Here is a 16,453-nt window from a genome sequence, read left to right as displayed (position 1 = left end):
GTCACCGACGGCCGGTGGTGGACCCTGGTGTGGGCGCCGAGCGGCGGCGTCACCACCACGGCGGTGTTCGACGCGGCGGTGTGGCCCGAGCGGGTCGAGCGCGACGTGCTCGACGCGTTCCACGCGCTGCTGTGCCGCACCCGCTTCTTCGGCGTGCCCGAGGAGACCCGGCTGCCCCGGCTGCTGGCCCAGAGCCAGGATTCGCAGGAGGACATCACCGAGGCCCTGGGCGTACAGGTGCGCCAGGCCGTGGAGATGCTGGTCGCCGCCTTCGGCCGCGCCGACACCGAGCTGCGCTCCCGCGGCGAGCCCGACCTGTCCGACGTCGACGCCCACGAGGTCTACCGCGGCGCGGTGTCGGTGATGATGCGCGTGGTGTTCGTGCTGTTCGCCGAGGAGCGCGGGCTGCTGCCCTCCGACAACGACCTGTACGCCAAGGCGTACTCCGCGGGCGGGCTCAACGCGGAACTGGAGCGGCGCGCACTGGAGGGCAGCGAGGACGAGCTGCAGAACACCTACACCGCCTGGCACCGGCTGCTGGCGCTGTTCCAGGCGGTGTATGCGGGCGTGGACCACCCCCGGTTGCAGATGCACGCCCACGACGGGTCGCTGTTCGATCCGCAGGCGTTCGCGTGGATGCCGCTGATCATCGACGACCAGACGGTGCTGCACATGCTCAACGCGGTGCAGCACGTGGAGGTCGGCACCGGCAAGAACAAGGAGCGGCGCACGCTGTCGTTCCGCGCGCTGGACGTCGAGCAGATCGGCTACGTGTACGAGGGCCTGCTGTCCTACGACGGGTTCCGGGCCGGTGAACTGGTCGTCGGGCTGGTCGGCAAGGAGGGCCGCGAGGAGGAGGTGCCGCTGCGGCGCCTGGAGGAGCTGGCGGCCCGGCACACCGACGTTGCGGCGCTGGCGGAAGCGGCGGCCGCCGAGTTCAAAGACTCGGGGATCGGGTCGAAGCGGGCGCTGGAGAAGAAGCTGGCGCCGCTGTCCGGGCAGGAGAAGGAGGAGGCGCGCAGCCTGCTGCTCGCCGTCACGCGCAGGGACTACCCGCTGGCCGAACGGCTGCTGCCGTTCTACCGGATGCTGCGCACCGACCTGCGGGGCCTGCCGATGGTGGTGATGTCCGGCGAGCTGTACGTGACCGAGTCGGCGCTGCGCAAGAACACCGGCACGCACTACACGCCGCGCTTCCTCGCCGAAGAGGTCGTGGAGGGCGCGCTGGAGCCGCTGGTCTACGAACCGGGACCGCTGCAGACCGCCGACAAGGACACGTGGCGGCTGAAGTCCAGCGAACAGATCCTGGGCCTGAAGGTCGCCGACATCGCGATGGGCTCGGCCGCCTTCCTGGTGGCGGCCGCCCGCTACCTGGGCGCCCGGCTGATCGAGGCGTGGACCGCCGAAAACGACCCGCGCGTGCGCGAGCACGCGGAAGCGGGCGCGGGCGGTGCCGCACAGGGGGGTGTGGGCGCCGGCGCGAGCGCGAGCACCGACGACGACCCGCTGGTGATCGAGGCGCGGAGGCACGTCATCGAGCACTGCCTGTACGGGGTGGACATCAACCCCATGGCGGTGGAGATGGCCAAGCTGTCCCTGTGGCTCGTGTCGATGGACCCGCGGCGCCCATTCACCTTCCTGGACGACCGGCTGGCGGCGGGGGACTCGCTCCTGGGGATCACGTCGATCGAGCAGCTCGAATACATGCACATGGACCCGAAGAAGGGCCGGGAACTGCACGAAGAAGGCGCACTGGTCGACTTCACAGCGGGTGTCCGGGAGCTGGTGAGCGAGGTCGCGGAGACCCGGCGGGAGCTGGCGGAGATCGACGGGACGTCGCTGGAAGGGTTGCAGCGCAAGCGCGAGGCCCTGCGCGAGGCGGAAGAGAAGACGGGGCAGGCGAAACTGCTCGCGGACCTGACCGTGGGGGCGGCGCTGGCCAATGCGGGACATGGTGAGCGGGCGTTGGCGCGGGGATCGCTGGAAGCCGCGGAACTGGGGCAGCGGGCGGTTGAAGGGGATGGTGCAGAGGCGCGTAGCGCGGCGGCGGAGTGGTTGGATATCGAGCGCCCGGTTGGGAGCTTCCCACGCCGGCCGATCCACTGGCCTCTCATGTTCCCCGAGGTATTTGCTGACAGAGGATTCAATTCCATAATTGGAAACCCACCATTTTTGGGAGGCTCCAAGATAAGCGGATCCATGGGGCCGTCATACCGAGACATACTTACATTGGATATCGCAAATAACAAGAAGGGAAACGCCGATCTAATCGCCTTCTTCGTTCTTCGCGCACACCAATTACTGAGCAGCAATGGCCAAAGCGGCATTATAGCAACAAACACCCTCTCTCAGGGCGACACAAGGGAAGTTGGACTCGACCAGCTCTCCACCCAAGAAATAACCATCCGAAGAGCTACAAAAAGCTCTCCTTGGCCGTCAAAGTCTGCCGCCTTAGAGTTCTGCACAGTCTGGACGTCAGTAAGCAAACCAAGCACCACGGCAAAAATCACCTTGGATGGCCAGCCAGTCCGAGCAATCACCCCCACCCTTAGCCCGGAGTCGCGAAGCACAGGAAATCCTCATAAACTGAACGCCAACATCAAGATAGCATTCCAAGCATCAAAAATCGATGGACTTGGATTTACACTTTCAGAGGAAACCGCCAAAGAATGGATCTCCCAAGATCCCAAGAATAGGGATGTCCTTTTTCCGTTTTTGAACGGAAAAGATTTAAATACGATCTCTACGCACGATGCAAGCCGCTGGGTAATAGACTTCAGAAACTGGCCTCACGAAAAAGCCCTTCAATACAAAAAACCTTATGAGCAAACTCGGCGACTCGTGAAGCCCGAGCGCGAAAACAATAACAGGAAAATCAGGCGTGAGCGATGGTGGGTCTTTGCGGAGACAGCACCCGGACTATACTCCGCCATTTCCAATTTGAGTAGCGTAATCGCATTGACCAGGGTCAATAGGTTTGTACTTCCGGCGAGAATTTCGACGGGCCCAGTATTCAGTGAGGCGGTCGTAATTTTTGCCAGTGGAAGTTCCGCATTACTCGCCACCTTGTCGGGGTCACTCCACTACTGGTGGGCGAAATCACATGCCTCCTCCATGAAGGCCGATCTCCGCTACACCCCCTCCGACGTCTTCGAAACGTTCCCCCTTCCTCCCCTCACCGAGGAACTCCGCACTCTCGGCGACCGGCTCGACACCTACCGCCGGGACGTCATGCTTTCCCGCCAATCCGGCCTCACCAAGACCTACAACATGGTCTTCGACCCCACCGTCACGGACTCCGACATCCAGGAGCTCCGCGATATCCACCGGGCCATCGACGAGGCCACCGTCCGCGCCTACGGGTGGGAGGACCGGGTCGAATCCGTCGGCGGCCTGGACCACGGTTTCCATCAGGTCGGGGGCCACGAAACCCGCTACACCATCGGTCCGGCCGCCCAGCGCGAGATCCTCGACAGCCTGCTGGAGCTGAACCACGAGCGCTACGCCGAAGAGGAAGCCCAGGGGCTGCACGACAAGAAGAACAAGAAGTCCAAAGGCAAGGCCGACGACGAAGGGACGCTGTTCTAGATGACCTCCGACGGCAGCGACGGCGACGGCCTGTTCGACCATCCCAACGGGCAGCAGCAATCCCTCGACACCGACACCACCGCCGGCAAGGACTCCGCCTCCGACGACGGCCGCACCGAGGCCGAAGCCAAAACCGCCGAGATCATCTCCCGCCTGGAGGCCCCCCAGAACTTCAGCGGGCAGAACTCCTACCACGTGCGCGACGAGTTCCAGCGCATCGTGGAACTCGACCTCCTCGGCCCCTGGGGCGGTGACCGGGAGGAGTTCAACCCCAGCGCCAAGGGTCCCCGGGAGCGCTACCTCGTGGGGATGCTCGGCCCCAAGCACCAGCCCGCGACCTCCCGCCCCGGCGCCGGCGAGGCCGCCGATCCCCAGGCTCAGGCCGAGGGCGATCCCGGCGGCGAGGGTGCGAGCGAACTCCCCGACGTCGTCACCACGCAGAACCTGGGCCGGATCTGGGCGTCCTCCATGGGGATGGCGTTCACCGTCGGCGACGACACCGGCGCCGTCGCGGTCACCGCCTCCTGGGGTGAGTACGGCCGCCGCGAGGCCAGTGACGACGACGGACGCAAGCGCCAGACGTGGGGCCGGGAACCGCGGGTGTTCACCCGCGAGATCCGGCTGGACGGCGCCGGTCCCGAATCCCTCGACCAGCGCGTCGGGCTGACCACCCCCACGCCCGACGACACCTCCTCCCCCGGCGTCTACCTGGACGTGGCGGTGCGCCCGCGCGGCGGGCGGCGGACCGTGGAGCTGACGCTGGTCAACAACCAGGCCGAGCCAAGCTCCAACCCCGACACCGCGTGGCTGTTCCAGGCGAAGCTGTCGGTGACCGCGCTCGACGGCGACGCCGCCGTGTTCCTCCCGGTCGACGACCCCCTCGACCCCGGCACCGCGGCGCCCGACGGCTCCTCCGCCGACAGCGCCGAGGAGCTGCACCTGCGGTTGCTGTACCGCGAGCGGCTGTCCTATGCCCAGGGCCGCAACGTCGCCGTGCACGAGGACGCCGACCACGGGCTGCGCCGCGCCCGCAAGCTGGAAACCACCTGGCTGCCCTACTACGACGTGGCCGCCACGACCGCGCCGATGGGCGCGGGCACGCCGCTGGCCGGCACCGAGCTGCGCATGGACGCGCTGGCCACCGCCGAACCCGAGGAGCTGCGCCGCGGCCTGGCGCCGCTGGCCGAGGGCTACACCGCCTGGTTAGACGAGCGCGAAGCCGAGATCGGGTCGCTCCCCGAGCGGTTGCGGGAGACCGCCGAGAGCGCCGTGTTCACCGCGCGCCGGGCCGCCGACCGCATCCGCGCCGGGATCGAGCTGCTGAGCGACCCGGCTGCGCCCGGCCACGGCGACGCGCTGCGCGCGTTCAACTTCGCGAACCGGGTGATGGCCGATCAGCGCCGCCACACCGAGATCGCGCGGCTGCGCGAGGACCCCTCGGTGACCTACGCCGACGCCGAGCGCGCGGTGCGCGGCCGCGGCGACGAGGTCGCCTCGTGGCGGCCGTTCCAGTTGGCGTTCGTGCTGCTGAACCTGCCGCCGCTGGGCGACTACGACCACCCCGAGCGGGCCGCCTCGCCCGAGGCCAAGGTGGACCTGCTGTTCTTCCCCACCGGCGGCGGCAAAACCGAGGCCTACCTGGGGCTGACCGCGTTCACGTTCGCGATCCGCCGGTTGCAGGGCACCGTGGGTTCGGGCGCTGAGGCGCGCAGCGGCGAGGCCGGGGTGGCGGTGCTGATGCGCTACACCCTGCGGCTGCTGACAGCCCAGCAGTTCCAGCGGGCCTCAGCGCTGGTGTGCGGCGCCGAGGTCGCCCGCCGGGAGCACCCCGAGGTGTGGGGCGAGGAGCCGTTCCGCATCGGGTTGTGGGTCGGCGGGCGGGTCTCGCCCAACTCCTACGACGACGCCGCCGCCGAGATCGCCCAGGCCCGCGAACAGGGCGGGCAGAAGCGCTCCACCGTCCTGCAGACGCTGGCCTGCCCTTGGTGCGGCGCCGCGCTGGCCGCCCACCGCGACCTGGAACCCGACCCCGACACCCGCCGGGTGCTGCTGTTCTGCCCCAACGCCGAAGGCGCCGACGCGTGCCCGTTCTCCCGTACGCGCGCGGCCGAGGGCCTGCCGATCCTCACCGTGGACGAGGAGATCTACCGCTACACGCCCGGCCTGGTCATCGCCACCGTGGACAAGCTCGCGCAGCTGCCCTGGCAGGGGCACGCGGGCATGCTGTTCGGGCGGGTCAGCCGGCGCTGCCCCCGGCACGGTTACCAGCACGCGGACCTGGAGTCGCGCACCGGCTGCGGCAGCCGGCACCAGGCCAAGGGCGCCCTGCCCGCCGTGTCGGCGCACCCGGTGGTGCGGCTGCGCCCGCCGGATTTGATCATCCAGGACGAGCTGCACCTGATCTCGGGGGCGCTGGGCACCACGGTGGGGCTGTTCGAGTCGGCCGTGGACCAGCTGTGCACGTGGACCACGCCCAGCGGCGCCGAGGCCGCGCCCAAGATCGTGGCGTCCACCGCCACCACCAAGAACGCCGCCGCCCAGGTGCGCGGGGTGTTCGCCCGCGACCTGGAGATCTTCCCGCCGCAGGTCACCGATGTGGCCGACACGTTCTTCTCGCGGCAGGTGCCGGTGACCGAGCAGACGCCGGGGCGGCGCTACCTGGGGGTGTGCGCCCACGGGGTGCGGCTGAAATCCGCGGAGATCCGGCTGGCGGAGATCCTGCTGCTGGCCGGGCAGACCATGTTCGACACGCACGGCGCCGCCGCCGACCCGTACATGACGATGGTGGGCTACTTCAACGCCACCCGGGAGCTGGCGGGCATGCGGCGCTACGTCGACGACGACGTCGTCACCCGGGTGCGCCGGCACGGGCGCGCGAAGGGCCTGTCGGACCGGCTGCACGGGCCCGCGTCGATGCTGGAGGTCCAGGAGCTGACCTCGCGCATCTCCTCGGGCGAGATCAGCCGGGTGCTGCGGCGGTTGGAGGGCGGCTTCGACCCCGAGTTGGACACCTCCGCGCGGACGAAGGCGATCCGCGCGAACGTCGCCGACACGCTGAGCCGCCGCCCCCGGAACTCCTCGCGCCCCTCACAGGCGGCGTTCCACCCGGTGGCCCAGGCGTGGTCGCAGCGCCGCAGCGACGACGCCAACCCCGTCGACGTGGTGCTGGCGACCTCCATGCTGCAGGTGGGTGTGGACGTGTCGCGGTTCGGGCTGATGGTGGTGACCGGCCAGCCCAAGAGCACCGCCGAATACATCCAGGCGTCCTCGCGGGTGGGCCGCGACCCGAAGCGGCCCGGGCTGGTGGTGGCGCTGTACAACTGGACGCGCCCGCGCGACCTGGCGCACTTCGAGGACTTCCGCAACTACCACGCGTCCTTCTACCGGCGGGTGGAGTCGCTGTCGGTGACGCCCTACACCCGCCGGTCGCTGGACCGCGGCACGGCGGCGGCGTTCATCGCGGCGGTGCGCAACACCGCCGAGGAGCACTCGCGCAACGGCGACGCCCACGACGTCGACCTCGACGGGCCGGTGGCCGACGGTGTCGCCCGGCGGATGCTGGACCGGGCGGAGTTCGTCGCGGGCCCGCGCGGGCGCGACTACCTCGCCGAGCGCCTCAACACCCTCAAGGACGCCTGGGACCGGGGCCGGCACGCGTCGGCCCGGCTGGGCTACCGGCCGGAGAACAGGAAGGAGCAGCGGCTCGTGCCGCTGCTGCACCGGCCGGGTGAGGGGCCCTGGGACGAGACCACGGTCGGCATGTCCATGCGCGAGACCGAGAACGAGGTGAACCTGCTGCTGCCCGGCGACGGCCGGTTCTTCCAGCCGCCGGCGAACGCGCCCGCGTGGTCGGCGGCGCCTGCGGGCCGCGGCGACGGTGCCGCACCCGCCGGCGGGCAGGCGGAAGCGGACGACGACCGGGAAAGCGACGGCGACGAGATGGGCGACAGCGCCCTCACGCGGCCGGGCGAAAAGAGGAGGCGGCGATGAGCGCACGGGCCGAAGCCGACGGGCAGTACCGGCGCCGGGTCGGCGCGGTGCGTCCCAGCCACCTGATGTTCACCGGCGGTGTCGGCGCACTGGTGGACCTGCCGAACTTCTCGGTGCTGGTGCGCGGGCTGGACGACTGGAGCTACAGCAGCGTCCCCAATCTGGAGCCGATCACCGAGCCGCGGCTGCTGGCGGCGGTCGCGCGCCGGCACCGGCGTGTCACGTCGATGTGGTCGGCGCCGTGGCTGGACGGCGTCGACTCCGACCCCAACGGCGAAGCTTCGCGCGTGGGGGTGCCGGTCGAACCGTTCCCGGCGTGGCTGCGCTGCACCGCCTGCAACGAGCTGGCGGCGCTGGACTCGCGGGTGTTCGCGTTCAAGAACGACAAGCCGCGGGCGCCGCACGAGGCCAAGTTCGTGCACGAGGGGTGCACGACCAAGAAGGGCCGCGACAAGCCGCTGGCGGTGGCCGCGCGGTTCCTGCTGGCGTGCACCCGCGGGCACCTGGACGACTTCCCCTACGCCTACTTCGTGCACTACGGGGCGGCCTGCCCCAAGGCCACCCACCCCAAGATGCGGATGGAGGACCGCGGCGGCAACATCGGCGCCAACGTCGCCATCCAGTGCGTCAACTGCGGCGAGCAGCGCAACATGCGCGACGCGATGGGCAGCCGCGGCAAAGAGAACCTGCCGCGGTGCCGGGGACGCCACCCGCACCTGGGCACGTTCGATCCCGACGGGTGCGCGGCCGAGCCGACGGTGCTGGTGGTGGGCGCGTCCAACCAGTGGTTCGCCCAGACCCTGTCGGTGCTGGCGGTGCCCCGCACCGGGGAGAACGAGCTGCGCGCGAAGGTCGAGGAGCACTGGGACACCACGTTCAAAGGCATGCCCTCGACCAGTCCCGAGTTCATCACCTGGGCCCGCGAGACCCTTCCGGCACTGCGCCAGTTCGCCAAGTGGAGCGACGCGGAAGTGTCGGAGATGATCGGCAAGGTCCGCGAAAGCAAGGAGGCCGGTGGCGAGGACGCCGCTAAGGACGACGACACCGACCTGCGCAAACCCGAGTGGGACGTGTTCTCCGCGCCCGAGGCGCCCGAACCCACCGCCGACTTCACGCTGCGGCGCGACCCGGACGGGGTGCCCGCGCCGCTGCGCGGGATCTTCAGCGACGTGGTGCAGGCCGAGCGGCTGCGCGAAGTGCGGGCGCTGACGGCGTTCACCCGGCTGGACGCGCCCGACCCCGACGACCCCGACCTGGTCGCGCAGGCGCCGCTGTCGCGGTCGGAGACGACGTGGGTGCCGGCGAGCGAAGTGCGCGGCGAAGGCGTGTTCCTGCGGGTGGGCGAGGACCTGCTGACCGCGTGGGAGAAGCGGGTCGCGGGCTCGGACGCGCTGGGGCTGCACCGCGACGCCTACCGGCAGTTCCGGATGAACCGCTACTCCGACCGGCTGCCGGGCGGGTTCGACCCGATGCGGCACTGGCCGGGGTCGCGCTACATCGCGCTGCACACGCTGTCGCACCTGCTGATCCGCGGGATCGCGGCCGAATGCGGCTACAGCGCGGCCAGCCTGTCCGAGCGGATCTACGCCGGCGACGAGGACGACCCGCGCGGCGGCATCCTCATCTACACGGCGGTGCCCGACGCGGAGGGGACGCTGGGCGGTCTGGTGTCCCAGGCCGAGCCGGAGCGGCTGGTGCGGCTGGTGCGGCGGGCCCTGGGCGATGCGATGCGGTGCTCGTCGGACCCGCTGTGCGCGGAGCGGCTGCCCCAGCCGCACGCCGACTTCCTGCACGGCGCCGCCTGCCACGTGTGCCTGTTCGTGTCCGAAACCACCTGCGAACGCGGCAACCGGTTCTTGGACCGGCGGTTCGTGGTGCCCATCGACGACCCCGAGCTCGCGCTGTACCGCGAGCCGGTGCAGTAGGAGGGCGTGGTTATGGCGGCGGAGGATTCCGGGGCCGCGGCGGCCGCCTTCGAGGGGGCCGCCGAGCGGGCCGCACCCGCGCTCGGCGGTGCGGCGCTGCGCGGGCTGGCGGCGCGGATCGGCGGGGGCTGGCCCGACCAGGCGATCCTGGCGTCCGTGCGCGACGAGGAGGCGGCCGCCGCGGTGCTGGCGGCGCGCCGGGACGCCGGTGTCGGCGACGGCGCAGCCGCCGCCTACCTGCGCGGGCTGGCCGCCGGGTACGCCCGCGGGTCCGGCGCCGTGGGCGTGGAGACGGTGTGGAGCGGCCCAGCCAGCCACGCCGTGCCGGTGCGCGCGACGGCGCAGGCGCTGCTGGAGGTCATCGCCGAGGCCGAGAGCGAGCTGGTGCTGATGACCTACTCCGCCCGCCCGCACGACCGCATCCGCGAAGCGCTGGCGGCGGCCGCCGGGCGCGGGGTGCGGGTGGACGTGGTGGTGGAGACCCTGCAGGGCGCGGGCGGCGCCATCAGCGGCGCCGAACCGGCGGGGGCGTTCGCCGGGCTGGCGGGCGTGGAGCTGTGGCACTGGCCGCCCGGGCAGCGCGAGCAGGAGAGGGCGAAGGCGCACGCGAAGCTCGCCGCGGCCGACCGGCGGGTGCTGCTGGTCTCCAGCGCGAACCTGACCCAGTCGGGCGTGACCGACAACATCGAGGCGGGCCTGCTCATCCGCGGCGGCGACGCGCCCCGCCGCATCGCCGAACACGTCGCCGAACTCCGCACCCGCGGCGTCCTCGCCCCGCTGTACGGGGGTGGGCGTTCATGACACGGATAGCCGGGGAGCTGGGAGAGCTGTCGGGCCGCGCGGTCCATCAGCGTCACCGCGGATCCGCACACGCGTTCCGCGCCCATCGAGCGCGCGGTTTCAACCACTCTGCGGGCCGCACAGTGGTTGAAACCGCGCGCTCGATGAGGGCCGTCGTCTGCCCCCGCCCCCTTCCCCTCCCGCGCTCCCTTCCCCGACGGAGGCCGCTGTGAGTGGCCGTGACGGCGAGCGGGCCGTGCTCGGGGCGGGCGACATCGCGCGGCTGACCGGGGTGCGCCGGCCCGCGGTCAGCAACTGGCGGCGCCGCTACGCCGACTTCCCCCGCCCGGTCGCGGGCAGCTCCACCAACCCGCGGTTCGCGCTGGAGGACGTGGAGCGGTGGTGCCGCGACCACGGCAAACCGTTCGAGGCCGACGCCGCCGAACGGGTGTGGCAACGGGTGCAGGCCGGGGTCGACGGGGTGCGCACCGCGGAATTCCTCGCCCACGCCGGACTGGCGCTGGCCGGCGGTGCGGCCGCCGGGTCGGGGCTGGCCGGACCCGACCCGGGGTGGGCGCCGCTGCTGGCCGCGGTCACCGGAACCGCCGGCTCCGCCGAAACAGCCGAGTCCTGCCCGGCGCCGCAGCTGTACGAGCGGCTGTGCGCCCGGTTCACCGCCGAGCGGGAACGCGCCGGCGCGCTGGACGCCGGCGTCGCCGCGGCGATGGCCGCGATCGCCGGGGCGGGACCGGGCTCCACCGTGCTCGACCCGGCCTGCGGCACGGGGACGCTGCTGCACGCCGCCGCCGCGTGCGGCGCGCAGCCGCTGCACGGCCAGGACCTGGACCCCGCGCACGCCGTCATCGCGCGCTGCCGGATGCTGCTGGCGGGGCTGAGCTGCGAGACGGCGAGCGGGGACGCGCTGCGCGCCGACGGGTTCGCCGGCCGCGCCGCCGACGCCGTGCTGTGCGACCCGCCGTTCCGGGACCGCGACTGGGGCTGCGCCGAACTGGCCGAGGACGCCCGGTGGGCCTACGGGCAGCCGCCGCGCGGGGAGGGCGAGCTGGCGTGGGTGCAGCACTGCCTGGCGCGGGTGCGGCCCGGCGGCCGGGTGGTCGTGCGGATGCCCGCGGCGGCGGCCGACCGGCCGTCGGGGCGGCGGGTGCGTGCGGCGCTGGTGTCGGCGGGCGCGCTGCGCATGGTCGCCGAACTGCCCGGCGGCGACGCCCCGCCCACCGCGCACCTGTGGGTACTGGACCGTCCCGACGGGGCCGAGCGCGGCGCCGCCGCACCGGTGCTGACGGCCGCCGGGGTGCGCGACGCCCGCGAGCTGGTGCGGCTGTGGCAGCACCGGGACCGGCCGGAGGCGGCGGGCGAGGGCCCGGCGGCCGCCGCGGTGCCCGTCTCCGACCTGCTGGAGTGCGACATGGACCTGCGGCCCGCCCCGGCGCAGGAAGCCGGGGCGGAAACCGCCGGTGAGACCTACGTGCGGCTGCGGTCGGAGCTGATCGCCGCGCTCGGCGCGGTCGCCGACCTGGTGCCCGAGCTGGGGCCCGCTCCGGAGGACGGCGGCGGCGCGGCCGAGGACGGGACGGCGCCCACGGTCGCGGAGCTGGCCGCCGCCGGGGCGGTGGAGATCCATCAGGCGCCGCTGGGCGCGGGGGCCGACCGCGGGCCGCTGGCCGTGCTCACCCACCGGGACCTGCGTGCGGGCGCGGCGCCGAGCGGGCGGGGCGAGGAGGTGCCCGGCCGGGTGGTGGTCCGCCCCGGCGACGTGGTGGCGGCACTCGCCGGGCGCTGCCCGGCGCGGCTGGCCGGCGGGGCCGACGCGGGTGCGGCGCTGGGTCCGCGGCTGATGCTGCTGCGCTGCGACGCCGAACGCGTCGATCCCGGCTACCTCGCGGGGGTCGTCTCGGCCGCGGCGGCCGCCGAGAAGCGGCCGGGGCGGCGCGCGCACTCGGGGCGGTTCGATCCGCGCGCGGTGCGGGTTCCCGCGGTGCCGGTGGAGCGCCAGCGCGCCCGCGCGGCGGCCATGGACCGGCTGGCCGGCACCCGCGCGGGCCTGGCCCGGCTGGCCGACCTCGGCGAGCACCTCGCGCGCACGGGCGGGGGCGGTCTGGCGGACGGCGCGCTCGCCCCCGAGGAACCGACATGACGGGGCGGCGCGACGGCCCGCGGCCTGCCATCCTCGGTGGGGCGCCCGTCCCCGGGACCACGGCCCCCTCGTTTCCCGCAGACGTCCGAGAACCGCGGTCACCGCCTGACACCTGCGGTTTCCGGCCGCACCGCGCACCGTCCCGCACCCCGACGACGACACTTCCCCCAGGAGGCGCCCCCATGAGCCCGGAGCACGCGTCCGACCCGCACAGCGACATGCTGGACGGGCGCTACGAGCTCAGACCGATGCCGCTGGCCCGCGGCGGCATGGGCGAGGTGTGGGAGGGCCACGACACCCGCCTGGACCGCGAGGTCGCTGTCAAGTTCATCCGGTTCCCCGACGGCGAGCACGACCAGGAGATGGTGCGGCGGTTCGTGCGCGAGTCGCGCATCACGGCGCGGCTGCGCCACCCCGGTGTGCCCGCGGTCTACGACGCCGGGAGCCTGGACGCCCGCCCGTACCTGGTCATGCAGCGGGTGCACGGCATCAGCCTCGCCGACCTGGTGGCCGAGCAGGAGCGGCTGGACGCGGGGTGGGCGGCGGCGGTCGCCGCGCAGGTGTGCTCGGTGCTGACCGCCGCGCACGGCGCCTCGCTGGTGCACCGCGACCTCAAACCCGTCAACCTGATGCTGGAGCCCGACGGCACGGTCAAGGTGCTGGACTTCGGGCTGGCCGTGGCGATGGAGGGCGCGGACACCTCCCGCATCACCCGCAGCGGCGAAACGCCCGGCACCCCGGCCTATATGGCGCCCGAGCAGCTGATGACCGGCGGTTCCACGCCGCAGAGCGACCTGTACTCGCTGGGGTGCGTGCTCTACGAGATGCTGGCGGGCGCGCGGGCGTTCAGCGGTTCGACGCCGTATGCGGTGATGCACAAGCAGGTCGGCGAAGCTCCGCGGCCGCTGCAGAGCCTGCGCCCCGACGTGCCCGACGGGTTGCTGCGGGTGGTGGAGTCCCTGCTGGAGAAGTCGCCGGACGACCGCCCCGCGGGAGCGGAGGAGGTCTACCGGTCGCTGCTGCCCCACGCCGCGGACCTCGGGCCGATCCCGGGTGTGCTGCACCCGCCGGCGCTGCCCAGCCCGGTGCGGATGCAGGCGGCGGTGCTCGACCGGGTCTTCGCCGGCGGCTCCACCTCCCCGCCGGCGGCGTCCGGCACCCCCGACGACCCGGGCGCCCCGGACATCCCCGACCCCGTGGACGTCCGGCCCGGGCCGGACGGCTCCGCCGCCGGCGGTGCCGCGACCGGCACCGGCATGGCGCGCACCGACATCGCCGGCACCCGGGAGCGCGCCGCCGACCTGGCCGCTTCGTCGCGCTACCGCCAGGCCGCCGACGTGCTGCGGGCCGCCGTAGGCACCGCCGTCACCGTCTTCGGCGGCGCCGACAGCGACGTGGTGGACCTGCGCATGGACTGGGCCAACGTCCTCTTCGAAGGCGGCGACTTCCGCAACGCCGCGCCGGTGTTCTACGACCTCGCCTGCGACCTGGCCGAACGCGACGGTTCCGACGACTCGCTGGTCTTCCGCTGCCGCCTGCAGAACGCGACGTGCCGGGCGCTGATGGGCGAGACCGACGCGGCGCTGGAGACGCTGCGGCGGCTGCTGGCCGACGAAGAGCGGGTCTACGGCCCCGACGACCAGCGCCCGCTGGAGCTGCGCCGCCAGATCGGCCTGCTGGAGCGCGGCGCCGGCCGCCACACGCGGGCCGAACGCACGCTGCGCTCCCTCGCCGACGACCTCAGGCGCATTCACGGACCCGACCACCCCCAGCTCAGGCAGGTCCTCGGCCTCCTGCACGCCCCCCTCGGCGAATCCGACGGCGGCTGACCCCGGCCGGCCCCGGTCCGCGGCCGCCCACCGCACCCGCCCCCCGCTACAAGGAGCTCCCCCGTTGCCCACGCTCGCCATCGACCGCGACTTCCTCCGCGAGTTCGCCGACCTGGAGAAGCCCGTGCAGGACCGGGTGGAGGAGGTGTTCGCCAAGTTCGACCGCGCCACCCACACCGGCCTGCATCTGGAGAAGGTGACCCACGCCCGCGACCGGCGGTTCCGCACCATCCGCATCGGCAAATCCCACCGCGGCGTCGTGCTCGCGCCCGAGTCCGGCGACATCTACACGCTGCTGAAGGTCCTGCCGCACGACGAGGCCTACGCGTGGGCGGCGCGGCGCACCGCCTCGGTCAACTCCGCCACCGGGCGCATCGAGATCCGCGACAGCGAGGCCATCGACACCGTCCGGCCGCACCTGGAGCAGATGGCGGCCACGCGGCAGCGGGAGGAGCCGGCGGAGCTGTTCGCGGAGGTCGCCGACGCCGACATGCACCGGCTCGGCATCGACCCGCAGACCCTGGAGTTCGCGCGGGTGCTGACCGACCCGGTGCAGCTGGAGACGGCCCGGATGTTCCTGCCGACGACCCAGTGGCAGGTGCTGTACGGGCTGGCCACGGGCATGGCGCCGGAGCAGGTGTGGGACGAGTTGGGCGCGGCCATCACCTCCGGCGGCGACGGGTTCGACCCGGAGGACCTGGACGCGGCCGTGCGGCGCAGCCCCGACCGCGTCGTCCTGGTGGACGGACCGGGCGAGCTGATGGCGGTCTTCGCCCGGCCGTTCGACCTGTGGCGGGTCTACCTGCACCCGATGCAGCGCGACGCGGCCGAGGCCCGCCACAGCGGCCCGGCGCGGGTCACGGGCGGTCCCGGAACCGGCAAGACCGTCGTCGCGCTGCACCGCGCCCGCGCCCTCGCCGAGCGCGGCGCGGGGCCGGTGCTGGTCACGACGTTCACGTCGACGCTGGCGGAGTCACTGGCGGCGGGGATGAAAGTGCTGGCCGACACCCCGGAGCCGCTGGAGGCGGTCACGGTCGAGCACGTCGACAAGCTCGCCCACCGCGTCTTCCGCGAGGTGCACGGGCCGCCGCAGCTGCTGCAGAACCAGCGCGAGCGGGAGCTGTGGACCGCGGCCGCCGAGCACACCGGGGCCGGGTTCAGCCCCGCGTTCCTGGCCGAGGAGTGGCGCCAGGTGATCCTGGCCAAGCGCATCGACTCCGCCGACGCCTACCTGGCCGCCAAGCGCACCGGGCGCGGCCGGCGGCTGGGCGCCGCGCAGAAGGCCCGCGTGTGGCAGGCGGTGTGGGAATTCCAGCGCGAGCTGCGCGACGGCGGCCTGTGGACCCACGAGTCGGTGTGCGCCGAAGCCGCACGCATCCTCGCCGAACGCGCCGACGACGACAAGCCCTACCGGCACGTGGTCGTCGACGAAGCCCAGGATCTGGGCCCGGAGAAGTGGCGGCTGCTGCGGGCGGCCGTTCCCCACGCCCCCGACGACGTCTTCATCGCCGGCGACACCCACCAGCGCATCTACGCCAACCGGGTCAGCCTGCGCGAGGTCGGCGTCGACGTCACGGGCCGGTCGCGGCGGCTGCGGGTCAACTACCGCACCACCGCCCAGATCCTGGGGTGGAGCCTGGAGCTGCTGCACGGCGAGAGCATCGACGACATGGACGGCGGCCTGGAGACGCTGGCGGGCTGCCGCTCCGAGGTCAGCGGCCTGCCGCCGCAGCTCACGGGGTTCGCGAACCGGGCCGCCGAGCTGCGCGCCCTGGCCGACACGGTGCGGGAGTGGCTGGGCGCCGACGTGCTGCCGAGCGAGATCGGTGTGGCGGCGCGCTCCAACCGCCTGGCCGAGGAAGCCGCCGACGCCCTGGTCCAGGCGGGCGTCGCGGCGCGCATGCTCCGCGGCGGCCAAGCCGAGGAGGACGCGGTGTCGGTGGGGACCATGCACCGCATGAAGGGGCTGGAGTTCCGCTGCCTGGCGGTGGTCGGCGCCGACGCCGACCGGATCCCCTCGGCCAAGGCCCTCACCCCGGAATCCGAGGACGCCGTCGCCCACGCCAACGACCTGCAGCGCGAACGCTGCCTGCTGTTCGTGGCCTGCACCCGGGCGCGCGAACTCCTCAACGTCACCTGGCAGGGCGAGCCCAGCCCGTTCCTGCCGAAGGCGGGGTGAGCGGCGC

The 16,453-nt window shown here is 72.8% G+C and carries 7 protein-coding genes; all 7 read left to right on the top strand.

What is annotated here, in order from left to right; genetic code table 11:
- Positions 1-255: 255 nt before the first annotated feature.
- The 7 genes from HNR25_RS17305 to HNR25_RS17275 all read left to right on the top strand — a co-directional run bounded on the left by HNR25_RS17305 (position 256) and on the right by HNR25_RS17275 (position 16,446).
- Positions 256-3,588, top strand: a complete 3,333-nt coding sequence (locus HNR25_RS17305; RefSeq protein WP_376767547.1) for an Eco57I restriction-modification methylase domain-containing protein — start codon at positions 256-258, stop codon at positions 3,586-3,588.
- Complete coding sequence (gene drmA / locus HNR25_RS17300; protein ID WP_184636770.1) at positions 3,589-7,578, top strand: DISARM system helicase DrmA; 3,990 nt, start codon at positions 3,589-3,591, stop codon at positions 7,576-7,578.
- Positions 7,575-9,503 carry an MrfA Zn-binding domain-containing protein gene (gene drmB, locus HNR25_RS17295; protein ID WP_184636768.1) on the top strand — a complete coding sequence of 643 codons (1,929 nt, stop codon included), beginning with the start codon at positions 7,575-7,577 and terminating at the stop codon, positions 9,501-9,503. Before drmA ends, drmB begins: the two co-directional genes overlap by 4 nt.
- Positions 9,504-9,515: 12 nt before the next feature.
- Entirely contained in the window at positions 9,516-10,304 is a 789-nt protein-coding gene (drmC, locus tag HNR25_RS17290; protein WP_184636766.1) for a DISARM system phospholipase D-like protein DrmC, read from the top strand.
- Between the two features lie 208 nt (positions 10,305-10,512).
- Positions 10,513-12,438, top strand: coding sequence for an N-6 DNA methylase (locus HNR25_RS17285; protein ID WP_184636752.1), 1,926 nt, complete (start codon positions 10,513-10,515; stop codon positions 12,436-12,438).
- Positions 12,439-12,620: 182 nt separating this feature from the next.
- Positions 12,621-14,267 (top strand): serine/threonine-protein kinase, encoded by a 1,647-nt coding sequence (locus tag HNR25_RS17280; protein WP_246463712.1) that lies wholly within the window; start codon positions 12,621-12,623, stop codon positions 14,265-14,267.
- 64 nt (positions 14,268-14,331) lie between these two features.
- A complete protein-coding gene (locus HNR25_RS17275) occupies positions 14,332-16,446 on the top strand; it encodes a UvrD-helicase domain-containing protein (protein ID WP_184636750.1) in 2,115 nt (704 codons plus the stop codon).
- Positions 16,447-16,453 lie beyond the last annotated feature (7 nt).

The sequence above is a fragment of the Streptomonospora salina genome, assembly GCF_014204715.1.
Taxonomy (GTDB): domain Bacteria; phylum Actinomycetota; class Actinomycetes; order Streptosporangiales; family Streptosporangiaceae; genus Streptomonospora; species Streptomonospora salina.
The sequence above is the reverse complement of the archived record's forward strand: the minus strand, read 5'-3'. Positions and strand labels throughout refer to the sequence as shown.

Coding starts and splice junctions, on each gene's coding strand:
- drmA (WP_184636770.1), top strand. CDS start 3,589: ATGACCTCCGACGGCAGCGACGGCGACGGCCTGTTCGACCATCCCAAC.
- HNR25_RS17305 (WP_376767547.1), top strand. CDS start 256: ATGCTGGTCGCCGCCTTCGGCCGCGCCGACACCGAGCTGCGCTCCCGC.
- drmC (WP_184636766.1), top strand. CDS start 9,516: ATGGCGGCGGAGGATTCCGGGGCCGCGGCGGCCGCCTTCGAGGGGGCC.
- HNR25_RS17280 (WP_246463712.1), top strand. CDS start 12,621: ATGAGCCCGGAGCACGCGTCCGACCCGCACAGCGACATGCTGGACGGG.
- drmB (WP_184636768.1), top strand. CDS start 7,575: ATGAGCGCACGGGCCGAAGCCGACGGGCAGTACCGGCGCCGGGTCGGC.